Annotated in this window: 13 protein-coding genes; 5 read left to right on the forward strand and 8 right to left on the reverse strand. The window is 69.4% G+C overall.

The window, feature by feature from the left end:
* The first annotated feature begins 46 nt into the window (after positions 1 to 46).
* Positions 47 to 931, forward strand: coding sequence for a lysophospholipid acyltransferase family protein (locus tag U0R18_RS04830; protein ID WP_526366464.1), 885 nt, complete (start codon positions 47 to 49; stop codon positions 929 to 931).
* Positions 932 to 1,025: 94 nt separating this feature from the next.
* Here the strand turns inward: U0R18_RS04830 and U0R18_RS04835 are convergent, their stop codons facing one another.
* From U0R18_RS04835 to yajC, 6 genes are all read right to left on the reverse strand, one after another.
* Positions 1,026 to 3,338, reverse strand: coding sequence for a RelA/SpoT family protein (locus tag U0R18_RS04835; RefSeq protein ID WP_526367431.1), 2,313 nt, complete (start codon positions 3,336 to 3,338; stop codon positions 1,026 to 1,028).
* 128 nt (positions 3,339 to 3,466) lie between these two features.
* Positions 3,467 to 4,009: an adenine phosphoribosyltransferase gene (locus U0R18_RS04840; protein WP_526366466.1), complete on the reverse strand. Its 543-nt coding sequence runs from the start codon at positions 4,007 to 4,009 to the stop codon at positions 3,467 to 3,469.
* An 8-nt stretch (positions 4,010 to 4,017) separates the two neighbouring features.
* Complete coding sequence (locus tag U0R18_RS04845; RefSeq protein WP_526366468.1) at positions 4,018 to 5,676, reverse strand: ABC transporter substrate-binding protein; 1,659 nt, start codon at positions 5,674 to 5,676, stop codon at positions 4,018 to 4,020.
* A gap of 10 nt (positions 5,677 to 5,686) precedes the next feature.
* On the reverse strand, positions 5,687 to 6,931 hold the full coding sequence (gene secF / locus U0R18_RS04850; protein WP_526366475.1) for a protein translocase subunit SecF: 1,245 nt from the start codon (positions 6,929 to 6,931) through the stop codon (positions 5,687 to 5,689).
* Positions 6,932 to 6,934: 3 nt separating this feature from the next.
* The gene (secD, locus tag U0R18_RS04855) at positions 6,935 to 8,788 is read right to left on the reverse strand and encodes a protein translocase subunit SecD (protein WP_526366478.1); all 1,854 of its coding nucleotides are present in this window, start codon (positions 8,786 to 8,788) and stop codon (positions 6,935 to 6,937) included.
* A 104-nt stretch (positions 8,789 to 8,892) separates the two neighbouring features.
* Complete coding sequence (gene yajC / locus U0R18_RS04860; RefSeq protein WP_526366480.1) at positions 8,893 to 9,255, reverse strand: preprotein translocase subunit YajC; 363 nt, start codon at positions 9,253 to 9,255, stop codon at positions 8,893 to 8,895.
* A 158-nt stretch (positions 9,256 to 9,413) separates the two neighbouring features.
* Between yajC and U0R18_RS04865 the strand changes: the two genes are divergently transcribed.
* Both U0R18_RS04865 and U0R18_RS04870 read left to right on the forward strand, forming a co-directional pair.
* Complete coding sequence (locus tag U0R18_RS04865; RefSeq protein WP_526366482.1) at positions 9,414 to 10,106, forward strand: nitroreductase family protein; 693 nt, start codon at positions 9,414 to 9,416, stop codon at positions 10,104 to 10,106.
* The gene (locus tag U0R18_RS04870; RefSeq protein ID WP_526366484.1) at positions 10,103 to 10,528 is read left to right on the forward strand and encodes a serine/threonine protein kinase; all 426 of its coding nucleotides are present in this window, start codon (positions 10,103 to 10,105) and stop codon (positions 10,526 to 10,528) included. Before U0R18_RS04865 ends, U0R18_RS04870 begins: the two co-directional genes overlap by 4 nt.
* Before the next feature lie 6 nt (positions 10,529 to 10,534).
* Here the strand turns inward: U0R18_RS04870 and U0R18_RS04875 are convergent, their stop codons facing one another.
* Positions 10,535 to 14,806: a WD40 repeat domain-containing protein gene (locus tag U0R18_RS04875; RefSeq protein ID WP_526366486.1), complete on the reverse strand. Its 4,272-nt coding sequence runs from the start codon at positions 14,804 to 14,806 to the stop codon at positions 10,535 to 10,537.
* 128 nt (positions 14,807 to 14,934) lie between these two features.
* Here U0R18_RS04875 and gabT point away from each other — a divergent pair, with 128 nt between their 5' ends.
* A complete protein-coding gene (gene gabT, locus U0R18_RS04880) occupies positions 14,935 to 16,275 on the forward strand; it encodes a 4-aminobutyrate--2-oxoglutarate transaminase (protein ID WP_526366488.1) in 1,341 nt (446 codons plus the stop codon).
* A 70-nt stretch (positions 16,276 to 16,345) separates the two neighbouring features.
* On the opposite strand, the gene U0R18_RS04885 is transcribed toward gabT, so the two are convergent.
* A complete protein-coding gene (locus U0R18_RS04885) occupies positions 16,346 to 17,164 on the reverse strand; it encodes an alpha/beta fold hydrolase (RefSeq protein ID WP_526366490.1) in 819 nt (272 codons plus the stop codon).
* A 110-nt stretch (positions 17,165 to 17,274) separates the two neighbouring features.
* On the opposite strand from U0R18_RS04885, the gene U0R18_RS04890 reads away from it, so the two are divergent.
* Positions 17,275 to 17,685: a MarR family winged helix-turn-helix transcriptional regulator gene (locus tag U0R18_RS04890; protein WP_526367433.1), complete on the forward strand. Its 411-nt coding sequence runs from the start codon at positions 17,275 to 17,277 to the stop codon at positions 17,683 to 17,685.
* Positions 17,686 to 17,792: the final 107 nt, after the last annotated feature.

The following is a 17,792-nucleotide window of genomic DNA, read 5'->3' on the forward strand; positions in this document are numbered from 1 at the left end:
ACTAGTTCGTTCGGTATGGTGGGGGAACCGTTGAAAGGACAACACCATGAGGTTCGGACCGCCGGAACCGCGGCCGCTCACCCCGGCGGACATCGACGCGATCATGGCTCCGCCCGACCGGATAAAGACGTTGCGGGCCGTCGCCGGCGCGGCCGGTGATGCCCTCGACCCTGTCGTCGACCTCGCCAAACCGTATGTCGACGGACTCGAGCATCTCCCCCGGGATGGCCGATTCCTGTTGGTGGGCAACCACACTCAGTTCGGCACCGAGACCCTGCTGATCCCGTACTACGTGCGTCGCGAACTCGGTCGCTGGATCCGTCCGCTCGCCGACCGCGGATTCGGGCAGCTGCCCGGCCCGGCCGGCGACCTGCTGGCGGCAATGGGTGCGGTGGTTGGTCACCCGGATACCGCGCGAGAACTCATGCGGCACGACGAAACCGTCCTGGTGTTCCCGGGCGGCGGGCGGGAGATCCCGAAGTTCAAGGGCGAGGAATACCAGCTGCGCTGGGACGGTCGCAGCGGGTTCGCCCGGGTCGCCATTGCGCACGACTATCGCATCGTGCCGGTCGGGCTCGTCGGCGGCGACGACGTGTACCGGCCGATCATGCAACGCGACGGCGTCTGGGGCCGGCTCAGCACGTCCTTCGGCGAGCGGTTCGGTGGCCGCAGGGAGATGGCCATGCCGCTGGTCCGCGGCATCGGCCCGACACTGATCCCACGTCCGCAGCGGATGTACCTGCGGTTCGGGCCGCCGATCGACACCGGCAAGCCGTCCCGTGTCCGAGCGATGGCCTGGGAGCAGCAGGTCAAGAGCGCCACCCAGGACGCCCTCGAACAGATCCTCGCCGACCTGCGGGAACTGCGCACCGAGGATCCGTTCCGCAACCTCAATCCGCTGGCGTGGCGGGCGGCGGTGCAGCCGGCCTGACGGCGTTAGGCCCCTCATCCCGTTCGCGAGGGTGCATCCTTGTGTGCTTTCCGGCTGCCGAAATGCACAAGGGTGCACCCTCGCGAAAGGGTCGTCAGGCGGCGGACGTCACGCGGTAGACGTCGTACACGCCCTCGACGTTGCGGACCACGTTGAGCACATGACCCAGATGCTTGGGGTCGCCCATCTCGAAGGTGAAGCGGCTCACCGCAACCCGATCATCCGAGGTGGTCACCTGCGCCGACAGGATGTTCACCTTTTCGTCGGCGAGCACCCGGGTGACATCGGAGAGCAACCGGTGCCGGTCGAGCGCCTCGACCTGGATGGCCACCAGGAACACCGACGACGGCGACGGCGCCCACTTGACCTCGATGATTCGTTCGGCCTGCTGCTGCAGTGAGGACGCGTTGGTGCAGTCGGTGCGGTGCACGCTGACCCCGCCGCCGCGGGTGACGAACCCCATGATCGCGTCGCCGGGCACCGGCGTGCAGCACTTGGCCAGCTTGGTCAGCGTCCCCGGCGCCCCGGGCACCGATACCCCGACGTCCTCGTTACTGCGTTGGCGCACCGGGATGTTCGACGGCGTCGACCGCTCGGCGATCTCGTCCTCGGCATCCTCGGCGCCACCTAGCTGAGCGATCAGCCGCTGCACCACGTGCCGCGCCGAGATGTGGCCCTCGCCGACCGCGGTGTAGAGCGCCGACACGTCGGCGTAGCGCAGTTCACGCGCCAGGGCGCCCATGGAGTCCGCACTCATCAAGCGCTGCAACGGAAGTCCGCCACGACGCACCTCGCGGGCAATGCTGTCCTTGCCGGCTTCGAGGGCCTCCTCGCGGCGCTCCTTGGCGAACCATTGCCGGATCTTGGCCTTGGCCCGCGGTGAGACGACAAAGGTCTGCCAGTCGCGTGACGGCCCGGCATTGGCGGCCTTGGAGGTGAAAACCTCCACCACTTCACCGTTCTCGAGCTTGCGCTCCAGCGCCACCAGCCGGCCGTTGACCCGGGCACCGATGCAGCGGTGGCCCACCTCCGTGTGCACGGCGTAGGCGAAGTCGACCGGCGTTGAGCCGGCGGGCAGCGTGATCACGTCACCCTTCGGCGTGAACACGAAGATCTCGGCGACGGCCAGGTCGTAGCGCAGCGACTCCAGGAACTCGCCCGGATCGGCGGCCTCCCGCTGCCAGTCGAGCAGCTGGCGCATCCACGCCATGTCGTCGATCTCGGCGGCCGCGTAGTTCGCCGGGACGCGGCCCTTGCCCTCCTTGTAGCGCCAGTGCGCCGCGATGCCGTACTCGGCGGTGCGGTGCATATCGCGGGTGCGGATCTGCACCTCCAGCGGCTTGCCCTCCGGGCCGACGACGGTGGTGTGCAGTGACTGGTAGACCCCGAACCGGGGCTGGGCGATGTAGTCCTTGAACCGGCCGGCCATCGGCTGCCACAGCGAATGCACAACGCCCACAGCGGCATAGCAATCGCGGATCTCGTCGCAGAGAATGCGGACCCCGACCAGGTCGTGGATATCGTCGAAGTCACGGCCCTTGACGATCATCTTCTGATAGATCGACCAGTAGTGCTTGGGCCGGCCCTCGACCACCGCGTTGATGCGCGAAGCGTTCAGGGTGGCCGTGATCTCGGCCCGCACCTTGGCCAGGTAGGTGTCGCGCGACGGGGCCCGGTCGGCCACCAGCCGGACGATCTCCTCGTATTTCTTGGGATGCAGGATGGCGAACGACAGATCCTCGAGCTCCCACTTGACCGTCGCCATACCCAGCCGATGTGCAAGGGGCGCAATCACTTCCAGCGTCTCGCGGGCCTTGCGGGCCTGCTTCTCCGGGGGCAGGAACCGCATGGTGCGCATGTTGTGCAATCGGTCGGCCACCTTGATCACCAGCACGCGCGGATCGCGCGCCATTGCGGTGATCATCTTGCGGATGGTCTCGGCCTCGGCCGCGCTGCCGAGCACCACGCGGTCGAGCTTGGTCACCCCGTCGACCAGGTGGCCGACCTCCTCACCGAAATCGGCGGTCAGCGCCTCGAGGGTGTAGCCGGTGTCCTCGACCGTGTCGTGCAGCAGCGCGGCCACCAGGGTGGTGGTGTCCATCCCCAGCTCCGCCAGGATGCTGGCGACGGCCAGCGGATGGGTGATGTAGGGATCGCCGGACTTGCGCATCTGTGTGGCGTGGCGTTCCTCGGCGACCGCGTAGGCGCGCTGTAGCAATGCCAGGTCCGCCTTGGGATGGATCTCGCGGTGCACCGCCACCAGCGGCTCGAGCACCGGGTTGAGGGCGCCGCGCTGCGACGTCATCCGCCGCGCCAGCCGGGCCCGGACCCGCCGGGAGGCGCTGGTGGCGGCCGCTGTGGTCACGGCGGCCGCCGCCTTCGTCTGATCGGGCGCGTCGCTGTGCACCGTGTCGAGCGGCGGCACCGTGGATGCCGGCGCGACCGCGCCCTGCTCGTCCGCCACGTCCGTCACCTCCCGATGTGCCGCCGTCCCAGGAACTCCAAGGGTATCGCCGAGTATTGCCGATCGTCCGGTCAGATGGAACGCAGGCTGGTCACCGCCAGCGGGGCCACGACGTCCCGCCCGCCCAGGTCGGTCAGCTCGAGAACCACCGCGCCGACGGTCACATGCGCCCCGCCGTCGACGAGCAGCTTGCGGGCCGCCGCCATGGTGCCTCCGGTGGCCAGCACGTCGTCGATGAGGGCGATGCGCAGCCCGGTCAGGTCGATGCCCTCGGCGGGGATCTCGAGAACCGCCGTGCCGTACTCGAGGGCATACTCCTCGCGGCGCACCGGCGGCGGCAGTTTGCCGCCCTTGCGGATCGCCAGCACTCCGGTCCCGAGTTTGGTGGCCACGGCGGCGCCAAGCAGGAAGCCGCGGGCATCGATCCCGGCGATCAGGTCGGATCCCTCGGCGATGTCGGCCAATGCGCCGGTGACGACGGTGAGGCCGCGCCGATCGGCCAGCAGCGGCGTCAGATCCTTGAACTGCACGCCCGGTTCGGGGAAATCCGGCACCTCTCGGGTCAGTTCCACAACCAGTTCGGTGACCTCGGGGTCGACCGCAGGGTGGGCCACGTATTCCCTCACTTCCCCCGCTGCCAGCGGTCCATGTTCCAGCCCGCGCCCCAGCGCGCCGGGCCGGCATCCACCGCCTGCATCTCCGTGGATGTCAGCAGGGTGCGCTGTTGACGGTAGAGCGGCAGCGTCGGAACGTCGGCCCACAGCACCGGTGCGCCGGCGGCAATCTGCCGGGTCTGCTCCTTGGGATCGACCGTCACCGCCAGGGCGCTGATGATGCCGTCGATCTGACCGTTGCCGTAGTTGGGCAGGTTGTTGCCGTTGCCGGTGAACAGCGAATAGGCGTCCAGGGCCGACGATCCCGTCGAGCCGCTGCCGGTGGCACCGCCGGTGCTGGCCAGCAGCACGTCGATGATGCCGTCCCGCAACGCCTGCGGACCGATGGTGTCCGAGGCGGCATCGGACACCGTGATGCCGGCCGGGGCGCAGGCCTTGGCGATCGCGCCGACGGCGGCGGCCAGCCGCGGGTTCGGAGTCTGATAGCCGATGCGCACCGAAAGCGGCGCCCCGGCCAGCGCGGCGCGCGCCGCGTCGGGGTTGGACACGGCGAACTGCCCGGCCTCGGCCACCACCTCGGCCTGGCCGAACGAATTGTCGGCCGCCGGGTTGAGCCGGGCGTCGCTCACCGGGACCTCGGCGTTGCGGGCGATGACGTCGCGCGGCGTGCACAGTGCCACCGCCCGGCGCGCCGGCGGCGCCGCGAGGGGTCCCCCCGGGGCGAAGATGAGCTGCTCGATCCCGGCCGACGGGTAGTCCGTGCGGGTGTAGCCGTCGGGTGTGGTCAGGGTGCCCGACGACCCCGTCGCGATGTCGACGACGTTGAACGTGCCGGCGTTGATCCGGTCCTGCACGTCGACCCCGCGCGGCCACACGGTGATCCGGTCCGTCACCGGCTTGGCGCCCCACCAGCGGTCGTTGGCGACCAGTTCGACCGCGCCGTCGGCGCGGACCGAGGCGATCTTGTACGGGCCCGACGACGGGAACCGCTTGGCGTCGAGGCCGGGGTGCAGGTCCCAGGTGGTGTTCCACACCTGGGCGATCTGGGCCAGCTTCTGCGGATCGTTCTGCTGGACCGCGACGGTGGTGCCGCCCTCGCCCAGCCCGAGCTCATCGGAGATCACGTGCGACGGCATCAGCGAGGTGGCCGTGAACAGCTGTGGGTAGTCGGCGATCGACCGGCCCGGCGCGAAGGACACCCGGGCCTTCTTCTGACCGGGTTGGCAGTCGATCCCGGTGATGTCGATGTAGCCGGCCTTGCTGGCGGCGTCGAAGCCGGGGAATCGCCCGGATTGGGCGGCCCAGGCGAGCACCATGTCGTCACAGGTGATCGGTTTGCCGTCGGAGTACACCGCGTTGTCGGCGATCTGGTAGTCCAGCACCAGCGGTTCCCGGCCGACCACGGCGACCGACCCGAAATCATGGTCGCCGACCACCTGGCCGTCCGGGCCGTGATAGCCGAATCCGGTCAGCACCCGCGCGAAGGCCTGCGGCCCGCTGGATGCGGCCCCCGCGACGGTGTTGGTGTTGTAGGTGAGCAGCGTGCCGTCGACGGCGTAGTCGATGTGGTCGGCCGCACCATGCCCGCACGACGTGACCGCGAAACTCGCGGCGGTCAGCACGGCGGCGCCGACCACGGTGGCCCGGCGGCGGATGGCGGGACGCATCAGTCGACCTCTAATGCCGGCGTTTACCCGTGGGGCGGCCGGTGCGGCTGGCGGTGGGCCGGAGCGGCTTGGCCCCCGGGGCGGGCTTGCTGCCCGCGACGGTGGTCAGTGCCTCGGGCCCGGCGCCCTCGGTCACATCGCTGATGTCCGACGCCCCGGCGCCCGATCCGTCGCCGGCCGACGCCGCTTCGGCGCCGCCGGCCCGGGCCCGCCGCTTGAGGACGCGGCGGGTGTGGGTGCGCACCAGTTCGGTGCGTTCGCGCAGGGTGACCAGCAGCGGGGTGGCGAAGAAGATCGACGAGTAGGTACCGACGATGATGCCGACCAGCTGGACCAGCGCGAGGTCCTTCAGCGTGCCCACACCCAGCAGCCAGACCGCGACGACGATCAGCGCGATGATCGGCAGCAGCGAGATGAGGCTGGTGTTGATCGATCGCATGAAGGTCTGGTTGACCGCCAGGTTGGCCTGCTCGGCGAAGGTGCGCCGGGTGGTGTGCTCGAAGCCGTGGGTGTTCTCCTCGACCTTGTCGAACACGATGACCGTGTCGTAGAGCGAGAAGCCCAGGATGGTCAACAGACCGATCACGGTGGCCGGGGTGACCTCGAAGCCGACCAGCGCGTAGACCCCCGCGGTCACCAGGAGGTCGAAGAACATGGTGGCCAGGGCGGCGATCGCCATGTAGCGCTCGTAGCGGACGCCGATGTAGATGGCGACGATCACGACGAACACCAGGAGCGCGACCAGTGCCTTCTTGGTGATCTGCCCGCCCCAGGTCTCCGAGACGGCCGAGTCGCTGATCGCCTGTGCGCTGGGCTGGCCGTCCGATCCGCGGGGCGAGAACTTGGCGAACAGCGCCTCGCGGAGTTTGGCGGTCTCACCGCTGTCCAGCGTCTCCGAACGGATCTGCACGGTGGCCGCCGAGCCGTTGCCGACGATCACCACCGATTCGGGCGCCTTGCCGAGCGTCTGGCTGAAGACGTCCTCGACCTGTTGCGAGGTGGCCTCGCCGGCGGGCATGGAAACCTTGGTGCCGCCCTCGAAGTCGATACCGAAGGTGAAGCCGCGCAACAGGATCGCGGCGATCGAGATGAGCAGAATGGCACCGCTGATGGCGAACCACAGCTTGCGCTTGCCAATGACCTCGAACGCCCCGGTGCCGGTGTAGAGCCGGTTGAGGAAGCCGTGCTTGGGCAGTGTCGCCTCGCCGGCTTCGAGAGCCTCGGTGGTCACGGTCAGATCGGGAGTGTCAGTCATGGCCTATCCCCGTCCCGTCGAAGTTGCGGCGGCGCGACGCTCCCGGGCCACCTGCTGGACCGCGCCGAGACCGTTGTAGGCCGGTTTGGCCAGCGTGGTCGACTTGCTGGCGAGGTACACCAGCGGCCACGTCACCAGGAACACCACGACGACGTCGAGGATGGTGGTCAGGCCGAGGGTGAACGCGAAGCCCTTGACCTGTCCGACCGCCAGCAGATACAGCACCAGCGCGGCGATGAAGGTCACGGCGTTGCCGGACAGGATGGTCTTGCGGGCGCGGGCCCAACCGCGAGGCACCGCGGAGCGGAACGACCGACCCTCACGGATCTCGTCCTTGATTCGTTCGAAGAACACCACGAAGGAGTCCGCGGTGGTGCCGATGCCGATGATCAGACCGGCGATGCCGGCCAGGTCCAGGGTGTAGCCCATGTACCTGCCGAGCAGCACCAGGATGGCGTAGACCATCGCGCCGGAGGCGACCAGGGACAGCGCCACCAGCAGACCGAGGACCCGGTAATAGAGCAGTGAGTACAGCAGCACCAGCGCCAGGCCGATCGCACCGGCGATCAGGCCGGCCCGCAGCGAGGTCAATCCCAGTGTGGCCGAAACGGTTTCGGCCTCCGACGACTCGAACGACAGCGGCAGCGAGCCGTACTTGAGCGAGTTGGCCAGTTCCTTCGCCGAGTCGGCGGTGAACTGCCCGGTGATCTGCGTGCGGCCGCCCGGGATGGCCTCCTGGATGGCCGGCGCCGAGACCACCTGCGAGTCCAGCGTGAAGGCGGTCTGGGTGCCGATGTTGGCGGCGGTGAAGTTGGCCCAGGTGTCGGCCGCGTCGCCCTTGAACTGCAGATCGACCACGTAGCGCGAGCCCTGCTGGTCGAAGCCGGAGGTGGCGTTCTCGATCTGATCACCGCTGATGATCGACTTGTCCAGCAGGTAGACCGACTTGCCGTCCTGCGAGCACGTCACCAGGGGCAGGTTCGGGTCGTCGTTACCGGCCAGGACGTCCTTGTCGCCGCAGCGGCCGGCCTGGTACTGCAGGGCCAGGATCTGGATGTTCTGGTTGGGGCTCTGCCGTAGCTGCTTCTCGAACGCGATGCGGTCGGCGAGATCCTTCTTCGGGTCCGGCGGCTTGGGGGCGCCCGGCGGTGCGGGCGCCGGGGCCGGGCTCGGGGCCGGCGCGGGCGTGGGCGCTGGGGTGGGCTCGAGCGGAAAGGGCCGGGGCTGGGCGGGTGGGGGCGAACCCGGCTGGGCGGGTGGGGGCGAACCCGGCTGGGCGGGTGGGGCGCCCGGTTCGGGCTGATCGCCCGGAGCCCCACCGAGCATGGGCGGCAAGGGCATTCCGGGCATTCCCGGGGCGGGCGCTCCCGGGTTTCCTCCCGGTGCGGGGGCTCCGGGCGCACCCGGCGCTCCCGGGCCACCGGGGCCTCCCGGCGCACCGGCCTCGGCACCCTGCGGGGCGCCCTGCTGGGACGCCATGGCGTGGATGACGGGACGAACATAGAGGCGCGCCGTCTGGCCCAGGTTGCGGGCCTCGCTCCCGTCGTTGCCCGGGACCGTGATCACCAGGTTGTCGCCGTCGATCACTACCTCGGAACCCGACACACCGAGGCCGTCGACGCGCGAGGTGATGATCTCCTTGGCCTTCTCCAGCGACTCGCGGGTCGGTGACGAGCCATCGGGTGTGCGCGCGGTCAGGGTCACGCGCGTTCCACCCTGCAGGTCGATACCGAGCTTGGGCTTGGCCTGCTTGTCACCGGTCAGGAAGACCAGCAGGTAGGCGCCGATCAGCAGGACCAGGAACAGCGTCAGGTAGCGGTACGGATGCACTACATTCCTGGCCGTAGGCGATGCCACGTTGGTGTTTCTCCTCGGAAGTTCTCAACCGCGCCGTCGCGCCTGTCTCGTGAAATATCTCGAAAAGGGTACGTGCCGGACCTGGGAGCCGGACCGGCGGGCGGTCAGGGCCGATCAGGGTTGGCGGCGTCGATGATGCCGGTGGATTCGGTGATCTCGCCGGGCGTCGAGGAGGTCGCCGGGGCGTCCGAGGAACCCGGCTCGTCCAACGCGGGCTCGATGCGGTCGCGGATCGCCAACTTCATCCAGGTGGTGACCACGCCGGGGGCGATCTCCAGGTCAACGGTGTCGTCGGCGAGGGCGACGATGGTCGCCTGCAACCCGGCCGTGGTGTGGACGCGATCGCCGACCCGCAGGGAGTCGTGCAGGTCGATCGTGGCCTGCATGGCTTTGCGCTGACGCCTTGACGCGAAGAACATGAACGCGCCGAGGATGATCAGCATCGGCAGGAATGCGACTAGATCCATGACAGTTCCTAACGTCGAGGCAGGTTGCGCAGGCGCCGGGGACGGCGGGCCGACCGCGCTTCATCGGGCTCCAGTGTGCCAGTTCGCCCAGACACACTGGTCGCCACACCGCACGCAACCCGATTGCCAGCATCTGGGTACGGGCCCAAGATGAGCGTGTGGAGCTGATCGACGCGCTGCGATCAACCGGCGCCGTGCGCGAGTTCACCGCCCAGCCGGTGCCCGACGAGACGCTGGCCCGGATCCTGGACGCCGCCCGATTCGCCCCCAACGGCGGCAACGCACAGTCCTGGCATGTCGTCGTCGTGCGCGACCCGGACCGCCGACGCCGGATGGCCGAGCTCTACCAGCGGGGCTGGTACGACTATGTCGCGATGCGCGAGGCCGGCCTGCGCCCCTGGGCCCCCACCAACGACCGCGCCGACGAGCGTGCCGCCGTCACGGTCGCGGACCAGGTGGCGGCGCGGGGACGGGCCGACCCCGGGTTCGCCGAGAACTTCGCCGACGTGCCCGTGATGCTGGCACTGTTCGCCGACGTGTCGTTGTTCGCGGCCGTCGACCGCGATCTGGACCGCTACACCTATGCGGGCGGGGCCTCGATCTACCCGTTCGCGTGGAGCATCCTGCTGGCGGCGCACGCCGAAGGGCTCGGCGGCGTCCTGACCACCATGTCCGTACACGCGGAGGACGCCGTACAGGAACTGCTCGGCGCTCCCCCGCAGTTGACCCTGGCCGCCGTCATCACCCTCGGTCATCCGGTGCACCGGGCCCGGCGGCTGCGCCGGGATCCGGTCGACCGGTTCACCACGATCGACACGGTCGACGGGCCGACGCTGAACGGACCGCGGTGAACCGCCCGTCCGCGCAGGGCGTGCTGCGCTCGGTGGCCGCGGCGGCCTGCGCAGCCGGCGTCGCCGGCGGGACGTATGTGTTGGTGGCGCCGGAGTCGACCGGCGCGCAGGCTGCCGGTACCGCGGCCGGGGCCGCACCGACGGTGCCGGGGTTGCCCCCGGGGGCCACTCGGTGCCCTCAGGTCTATCAGGGCATTCCACCGCTGACGGCCTCGGCCATCGGGACACCATTCACCTCGTGCGGATTCGCCGAGGAGGTCCGCCGCGCCTACGGCGCGCCGTCCGGTGATCCCCGGCGCGTGGTGCAGGCGGCCAGCACCGTCACCCGCAAGTCGTACGAGATGTACTGCATCCCGACCGACGGCTTCATCACCTGCTCGGGCGGCGGCGACGCGGTCGTCTACCTGTTCGGCGACCGCTGAGCCCACTCACCCGCCGGCCACCGGCAATCCCGGGCAGGACGGCACGTAGTCGACGAATTGGACACGGCGTCGCCACTCGGCCGGATCCATGTTCTCGGTGAGCTTGTCGCACAGCAATCTGGACAGATCCGACGCCGCGGGCACCGTCCACAACCGCAGGGTGCCGTCCGAGCTGCTGGACACCAGATGGTCACCGCGGGAGCTGAACGCGACGCTGGCCACCCCGGAGTCGTGGCCGGGCAGCGGATCGCCGATCGGATCGATGGCCGTCCGGCCCGGTGCGACACGCCACAGGGTGACGAACCGGTCGAACCCTCCGGTGGCCAGCCGCCCGCCGTCCGGGCTGACGGCCACCGCCGCCAACAGCCCCGAGTGGGTGGTGTGCTCGGCCAGCACCCGGCGCCCGGCCACATCCCAGAGCCGCACCACACCGACCGGTTTACCGTCGGCGCCTGCCTGCGTACCGGCGGTGGCCAGCGTGCCATCGGGGCCGAACGCGACGCCGGTGATCACCCCGGGCCGTCCGATCAGCGGCGGCCGGCCGGGCGCTTCGCCGTCGACGTCCCAGATTCGCAGCTGCCCGTCGACGCCGCCGGAGGCGATCTGGTCGCCGTCCGGACTGAACGCGACGGTGAACACCACGCCCCGGTGGGCGTTCGGCCAGTGCCGGATCAGCTCGAGGGTGTCGGCGTCCCAGACCCACACCGAACCGTCGGCGGTCGCCGCGGCCAGCCGGTCCCCGCGCGCGCTGAACGCCACCGCCAGGACCGCCGCGCCGTCGGTGTGCAGCAGGGCGGGTTGTGTGCCCAGCCCCGGAGAACCGTCGGGTGAGTGCACGACGGGCCAGATCCCGACCGTGCCGTCGGCGCTGCCGGCACCGACGCGATCACCCGCCGGACTGAACGCCGTCGCATTGACCACCCCGGGCAGCAGTGCCGGGTCGCCGAGTGGCTGCCCGGTGTCGGTGTCCCACATCCGGACCGCGTGGTCGCTGCCACCGGACACGACAGCGCCGCCATCGGGGCTGAACGCGGCACCGGTGAACCGTTCGCCGTTGCCGACCACCGGGCGTGAAACAGGTTGCGGCGTATCGGCATTCCAGATTCGTATCGACTTGTCGTCGATCCCGGCGCCGCTGACCACCGTGTGCCCGTCGGGGCTGAACGCCACTCCCCAGACAGTGTCGTGGTGACCGGTCATCGGGTCGCCGATCGGCCGGCCGGCACCGACGTTCCACAGCCGAACCGTCTGGTCCACACCGCCGGAAACCAGTCGGTCACCGGCGGGATCGAAGGCCAGACTCATGACAGCGTCGGTATGACCGGCGAAGTCGACAACCGGGCCGCCCGGGCCGGGTGCCAGACTCCACATCCGGACGACGCCACGGGCGTCGCCGGCCGCGATCCGCCCGGCACCCCCGGGGCCGGCCGCGCTGATCGCGACACTCATCGCACTTCCGTTGGGCACCTTGAATTCCCGCGTCAGGCGGTGAGCGTCGAAGTCCCACAGCCGCACCACCCCATCAGCACCGGCGGACGCGATGAACCGGCCGGCGGGGTCGACGGCGAGGCCGAACACCTGACTGCCCGTGTCGATATCGGCGACCTGCCGGCCGGTACGCGCGTTCCAGACTCGCACGGTCCGGTCTGCTCCGGCCGACACGATCCGGTCGCGGGAGACCGCGACCCCGACCACGGTGCCCCGATGCCCATACATCTCCGGCAGCAGTCGGGCCCCGCTGTCGGCATCGAACAGCAACACCCGGCCGTCCCGCCGCCCGACCACCAGTCGCGAACCGTCCGGATCGTAGGCAACCGCGCTGTAGTCCGCCGCTGGCGTGGCCGGCACATCGAGCGGGGTGGCGATCGGGGTTCGATCCGAATTCCATTGCCGCACTGTTCCATTCGCGAGCGCAGCCGCGAAGCGACGGCCGTCGGGAGTGTACGCGACCGCCGATACGCCGGCCGCGGTCGGCATGATCTTCAACGTCCGGGGGCGCTCCAACAGAGCCTCCAACAGCGGCGCGTCGTCGTGGTGACCGCTGAGCGCAGCAGCCGCCAGCAACCCCTGGAACGCGGCCACGTCGCTGCCCGGCAGCGTCCCGCTGAGCATCGCCCTGGCCTCCTGAACCAGCTGCAGCGCGCGCGCCTCGCGCGTGCGTTCCTGGGCCTGCCCGCGGGCCACCATGGCGTAGACGAATCCGGCCGCCGCAACCAGGGCGACCACCACCGCGACGGCCACCGCCACGCGCAGGACCCGGGAGCGGCGGCGCAGCACCCGGGCATATTCCTCGGCCGTCTTCTGCTTCTCCCGGGCCGCTGCGGCTCGTTCACGGGCGGCCTGCAATTCGGCCTCGTGATGTTGGCGTTCGAGTTCCACCCGCTCCTGGTCGTAGGCCCGCGAGGCGGCCAGATAGTCAGCGGCGGGAGTCAGCCGCTGGGCGAAACCCGGTGCCGTGGTGAGCTTCTCGGCCTCCGCCAGGCGTGTTCCGGCCAGCAGCCAGGACTCGTCGCGGCCACTGGAGCGCCAGCCCTCGGCGTTACGCTCGACGTTGTCGGCGGCCTTGAGGTCATCGCGGTGCTCACGCAGCCAGCCCGCCAGGTCGGCCCACTGCCGGAACAAACTCTCCAGGGCAACCTCGACCACCCGTTCACCGTCGCGAACATCGCTCACGAGCAGCCGTCGACCGACCAGGCGCTCGACCAGCGGACGGCTCGGCAGCGGCAGATCGGCCCACCGGGCGACCCGGCGCAACGGCTGGTCGTTGATCGGGTTCACCGTTGCCAGCCACGGGACGAAAGCACTTCGCAGCAGCGCCAATTCACCTGCCCGGACGTCGGGATCCCCGGACAGTAGATCGTCGATCTCGGTCTGCACGATGCTGGCCATCCCACCGCCGGCGTCGTACGGCGCCAACGTGATTCGTCCCGTGGAGCCGTAGTCGTGATAGAGCCGGGCCAGTGTCAGCGAGAGCAGGGGCAGTGCGTCACCACCGTCGGCGCCCCCACCGGCGTCGGACAGCAGCCGCTCCACCAGGTCGTCGTCCAGGGTGAATCGGTGCCGGCTCCGGGCCGACCGTGCCGCCGGCCCGGTGATCACCTCCTTGAACTGGGTCGGCCGCATCGGCTTCAGCTGATCGAAGACCACACTGCCGACACCGGCCAACTCCGGCGCCGTCTGCATCACCTCGTAGCGGTCGGTCCGGATCGTGACCGTGACGATCAGCGCGATCCCGGCATCGGCCAGATCGCGCAGCATCGTCATGAACACCGTCGCCTGGTCGCCGGCTTCCGTCGAGAACAACTCCTCGGCCTGATCCAGTGGCAGCAGCAGGGTCGGCGGCTCACCATGTGGGCCGTCGAGCATGCGCGTCGTCGCGGCGTCCTGGCAGTCCCGCAGCCAGCCGCCGACGCTCCGGGCGTCGCCGGCCATGCAGGCCGCCCGGATATCGCCGAGCGACGGCCCGGTGAGGTCCAGCCGGGTGCGGCTGTCCCAGATCGCTTGGGCCAGACCGGACTCACCGGTGAGCACGTTGCGCTCCGGGCGGACCACGTCGAGCACCACGTAGGACCGGTCGTCCTTGCGCAGTCGCGGCAGCACCCCGGCACGCAGGAACGACGACTTGCCCGCGCCGGACGGGCCGAGCACGACGAAGAGCATGCTGGTGCGCAGGATCCTCATCTCCCGCAGGGCTTCGGTGGCGCGCAGAATCTGGGTGTCCCGGCCGAAGAACACCCCGGCGTCGACCGGCTCGAACGGCTCCCAGCCCCGGTACGGCGCCCGATCCGGTTCATCCGCAGGTGGCCACGGAAACGACTGCGCCCCGATACCCGCCGCCCACAGGCCGTCGCGCAACCGGCGCAGTCCCGATGCGATGAAGGAGATCGGCGGGCCGTCGTCGCCGATGTCGATATCGATCTGCGGGCCAGACCCGAAGAGGTCGACGTGCTGCCAGTCGGAGGTCGGGTCGGAATCGCTGATGTCCTCCAGTCGGGCGGCGAAGATCTGTTTCTTGTGCAGTTCGGCGGCCCGGAACTCACCGACGCACCAGGACGAGTTGCGCCAGTTCTTCGAAAGCAGACACACCACGGCCTCGCACCGGTCGCTGGCCTGGATCAGGGCGTCCTTCCAGCGCACACCCGCGCCGATGCCGGTGTCAGGGTCCAGGTCGAGAAAGATGTCGTCATCGAGCGACGGATCCTGCCCGACGAGCCACTGTTTGACCGCCACCGCCGCGCGCGAGTCGGCGCTGGAGTGGCTCAGGAAGATGCGCGACATATCTGCATCACCCCGCCTGCCCCGCGTACCTCTGCTGCGCAGCGTAACCCCCGCGATGTCGCGCCGTCGCCCATTCGCGTGCCCGCAGAAACGGGGTGACGGACCGCACCGCGGACTACGCTCACCGTGTGACCGACCTGGAACAGAGCCGCCTGCTCGCCACCGACATCCCCGGCCCCCGCTCGAAGGAACTGGCCGCGCGCAAGTCGGCCGCGGTGTCCAGCGGCGTGGGCGTGACGATGCCCGTCTACTGTCAGCGGGCCTTCGGCGGGATCGTCGAGGACGTCGACGGGAACCGGCTGATCGACCTGGGTTCGGGGATCGCGGTGACCACCATCGGCAACTCGTCGCCGCTGGTGGTGGAGGCGGTGCGCGAACAGGTGGCCGAGTTCACCCACACCTGCTTCATGGTGACCCCGTATGAGGAATACGTCACCGTCGCCGAGCACCTCAACAGGCTGACGCCGGGTACCGGGCAGAAGCGGACCGCGCTGTTCAACTCCGGCGCCGAGGCCGTCGAGAACGCCGTCAAGATCGCGCGCTCCTACACGAAGAAGACCGCCGTGGTGGCGTTCGACCACGCCTATCACGGCCGCACGAACATGACGATGGCCCTGACAGCCAAGTCGATGCCGTACAAGAGCGGGTTCGGACCGTTCTCCCCGGAGATCTACCGCGCGCCCATGTCCTACCCGTACCGCGACGGCCTGATCGACAAGGAGATGGGCACCAACGGCGAGCTGGCCGCCGAGCGGGCGTTGAGCATCATCGACAAGCAGATCGGCGCCGCCAACCTGGCGGCCCTCATCATCGAACCGATCCAGGGTGAGGGCGGATTCATCGTTCCCGCACCGGGTTTCCTGCCCGCGCTGCTGCAGTGGTGCCGGGACAACAATGTGGTGTTCATCGCCGACGAGGTGCAGAGCGGCATCGCCCGGACCGGTGCGATGTTCGCCTGCGAGCACGAGGGCATCGAGCCCGACCTGATCGTGATCGCCAAGGGCGTGGCCGACGGACTGCCGCTGTCGGCGGTGACCGGGCGCGCGGAGATCATGGACGCGCCGCACGTGTCGGGCCTGGGCGGCACCTACGGCGGCAACCCGATCGCCTGCGCGGCCGCGCTGGCCACCCTCGAGACCATCGAGACCACGAACCTGATCGACCGGGCGGGCGAGATCGAACGCCTCATGAAGGACCGGCTGGGCCGGCTGCAGGCCGACGACGACCGCATCGGTGACGTCCGCGGCCGTGGTGCGATGATTGCCGTCGAGTTGGTGAAATCGGGCACGGCAGAACCGGATTCCGAGCTGACGAAGAAGCTCTGCGCCGCCGCACATGCCGCCGGGGTGATCGTGCTGAGCTGCGGCACCTACGGGAACATCCTGCGGTTCCTGCCGCCGTTGACCATCAGTGACGAGTTGTTGCTCGAGGGCCTCGATGTGCTGGCGCTGATCCTGGCGGACCTGTAGGTCCCGGTGCCGAGCGTCGACTCATGCTACGGCGCAGACGATTTCGCGTGACATACGGCAACGCTCGGCGCTATCTCCAGAACGCCTGCAGCTGATCGAACACGGTGCCGGGGTCGATCAGCAGCGGAGCCAGGTGCCCCTGACCGGCGACCTCGGCGACGCGGGCGTCGGACATGGTGTCCGCCACGGCCCGGATGTCCGCCGGGCTGGAACCCATGCCATCGCCGTGCACGGGCATCATCAGCACCGGCAGCCGCAGTCCCGCCGCGTCGCCGGCCATTCCCGGACGGTTCAGCATCATCGATCGCATGGCGCTGTGCATGGCTGCACGCGGCGCGGAACTGAACGACTCCATCAGCTGTGCCGCCGGACCTGGTTGGGCGGCGATGGCTGCGGGCCCGATGAGGATGTCCGCCAGGATCTTGCGCAGCCATGGCTGCGGCCCGGCCAGTCGGTAGATCTGCACCAGGGGCCAACACATGGTCCAGTGTTCACGGGCGGTCAATCCGCGCACCGGCGTGCCGACGGCGGCCAGTGTGCGCAGCCGGTCGGGATGGCGGGCAGCGACCTGAATCCCGACGTGGCCACCCCAGGCGTTGCCCACCCAGTCGACCGGTGTGTCCAGTCCCAACCGGTCGAGCACCGTCACCGCCGCGTCGGCCACCTCATCGAAGCCGAAGTGGCGCAACACCGCACCGCTGCGACCGTGGCACGGGCCGTCGACGGCGATGACACTGCGCCGTTCGGCCAATCGGTCGAAGAGCGATCCCCACGAACGCGAGTCGACGAACAGGCTGTGCCAGAGCAGCACCGGCGGACCGGAACCGGCGCGACGGACATGAATGCGGCACAAGTCGGTGCTGATGGACTCGGAACTCTCGGTGATCATCGGCCGGCCTCATTTGCTTCGGAATCCGAAATTTCGGTATCCGTAGTATTCTCTGGGCGCATGGCGGCTCAAGACCATCCCCCGATCGACAGGCCGTCGGGCAGTTGCTGATCAGACTGCTGAGCGAGTTCCGCATCGAACTGGCCGCCCCGCGGGCCGAACTCGGCTACGGCGACATCCGCAACCCACACCTGCAGATCCTCGGCAATCTGCGCATGGGCGGCATCCGCCTGACCGACCTGGCCGGCCGGGCGCAGCTGAGCCTGGCGGCCACTTCGGAACTGGTCAACGATCTGGTTGACCTCGGATACCTCGTGCGACGGCCCGACCCCGCCGACGGGCGCGCCAAACTCATCGACCTGACAACCCGCGGCAACGCGCTCATGACGGCAGCCGGCGCGCGCGTCATCGACATCGAGAGGCGCTGGGCCGACATGGTCGGCGCCAGGAATTTCGCAGTGATGTGCGACACCATGCAGCGCCTGCTCGACGAGCTCAACCCGGACGACTCCCGGGCCTGATTCACAGCGATCCGGCAGAGGCGGAGTTGGCGGGAATATAATTAGTTTTGCTAACGTAGTTTTCGGATGGTGGCGCTGTGCCGCCGGAACTTGCATAACGCTCAAAG

The sequence above is a fragment of the Mycobacterium sp. genome, assembly GCF_046330795.1.
In the GTDB taxonomy this organism is placed as follows: domain Bacteria; phylum Actinomycetota; class Actinomycetes; order Mycobacteriales; family Mycobacteriaceae; genus Mycobacterium.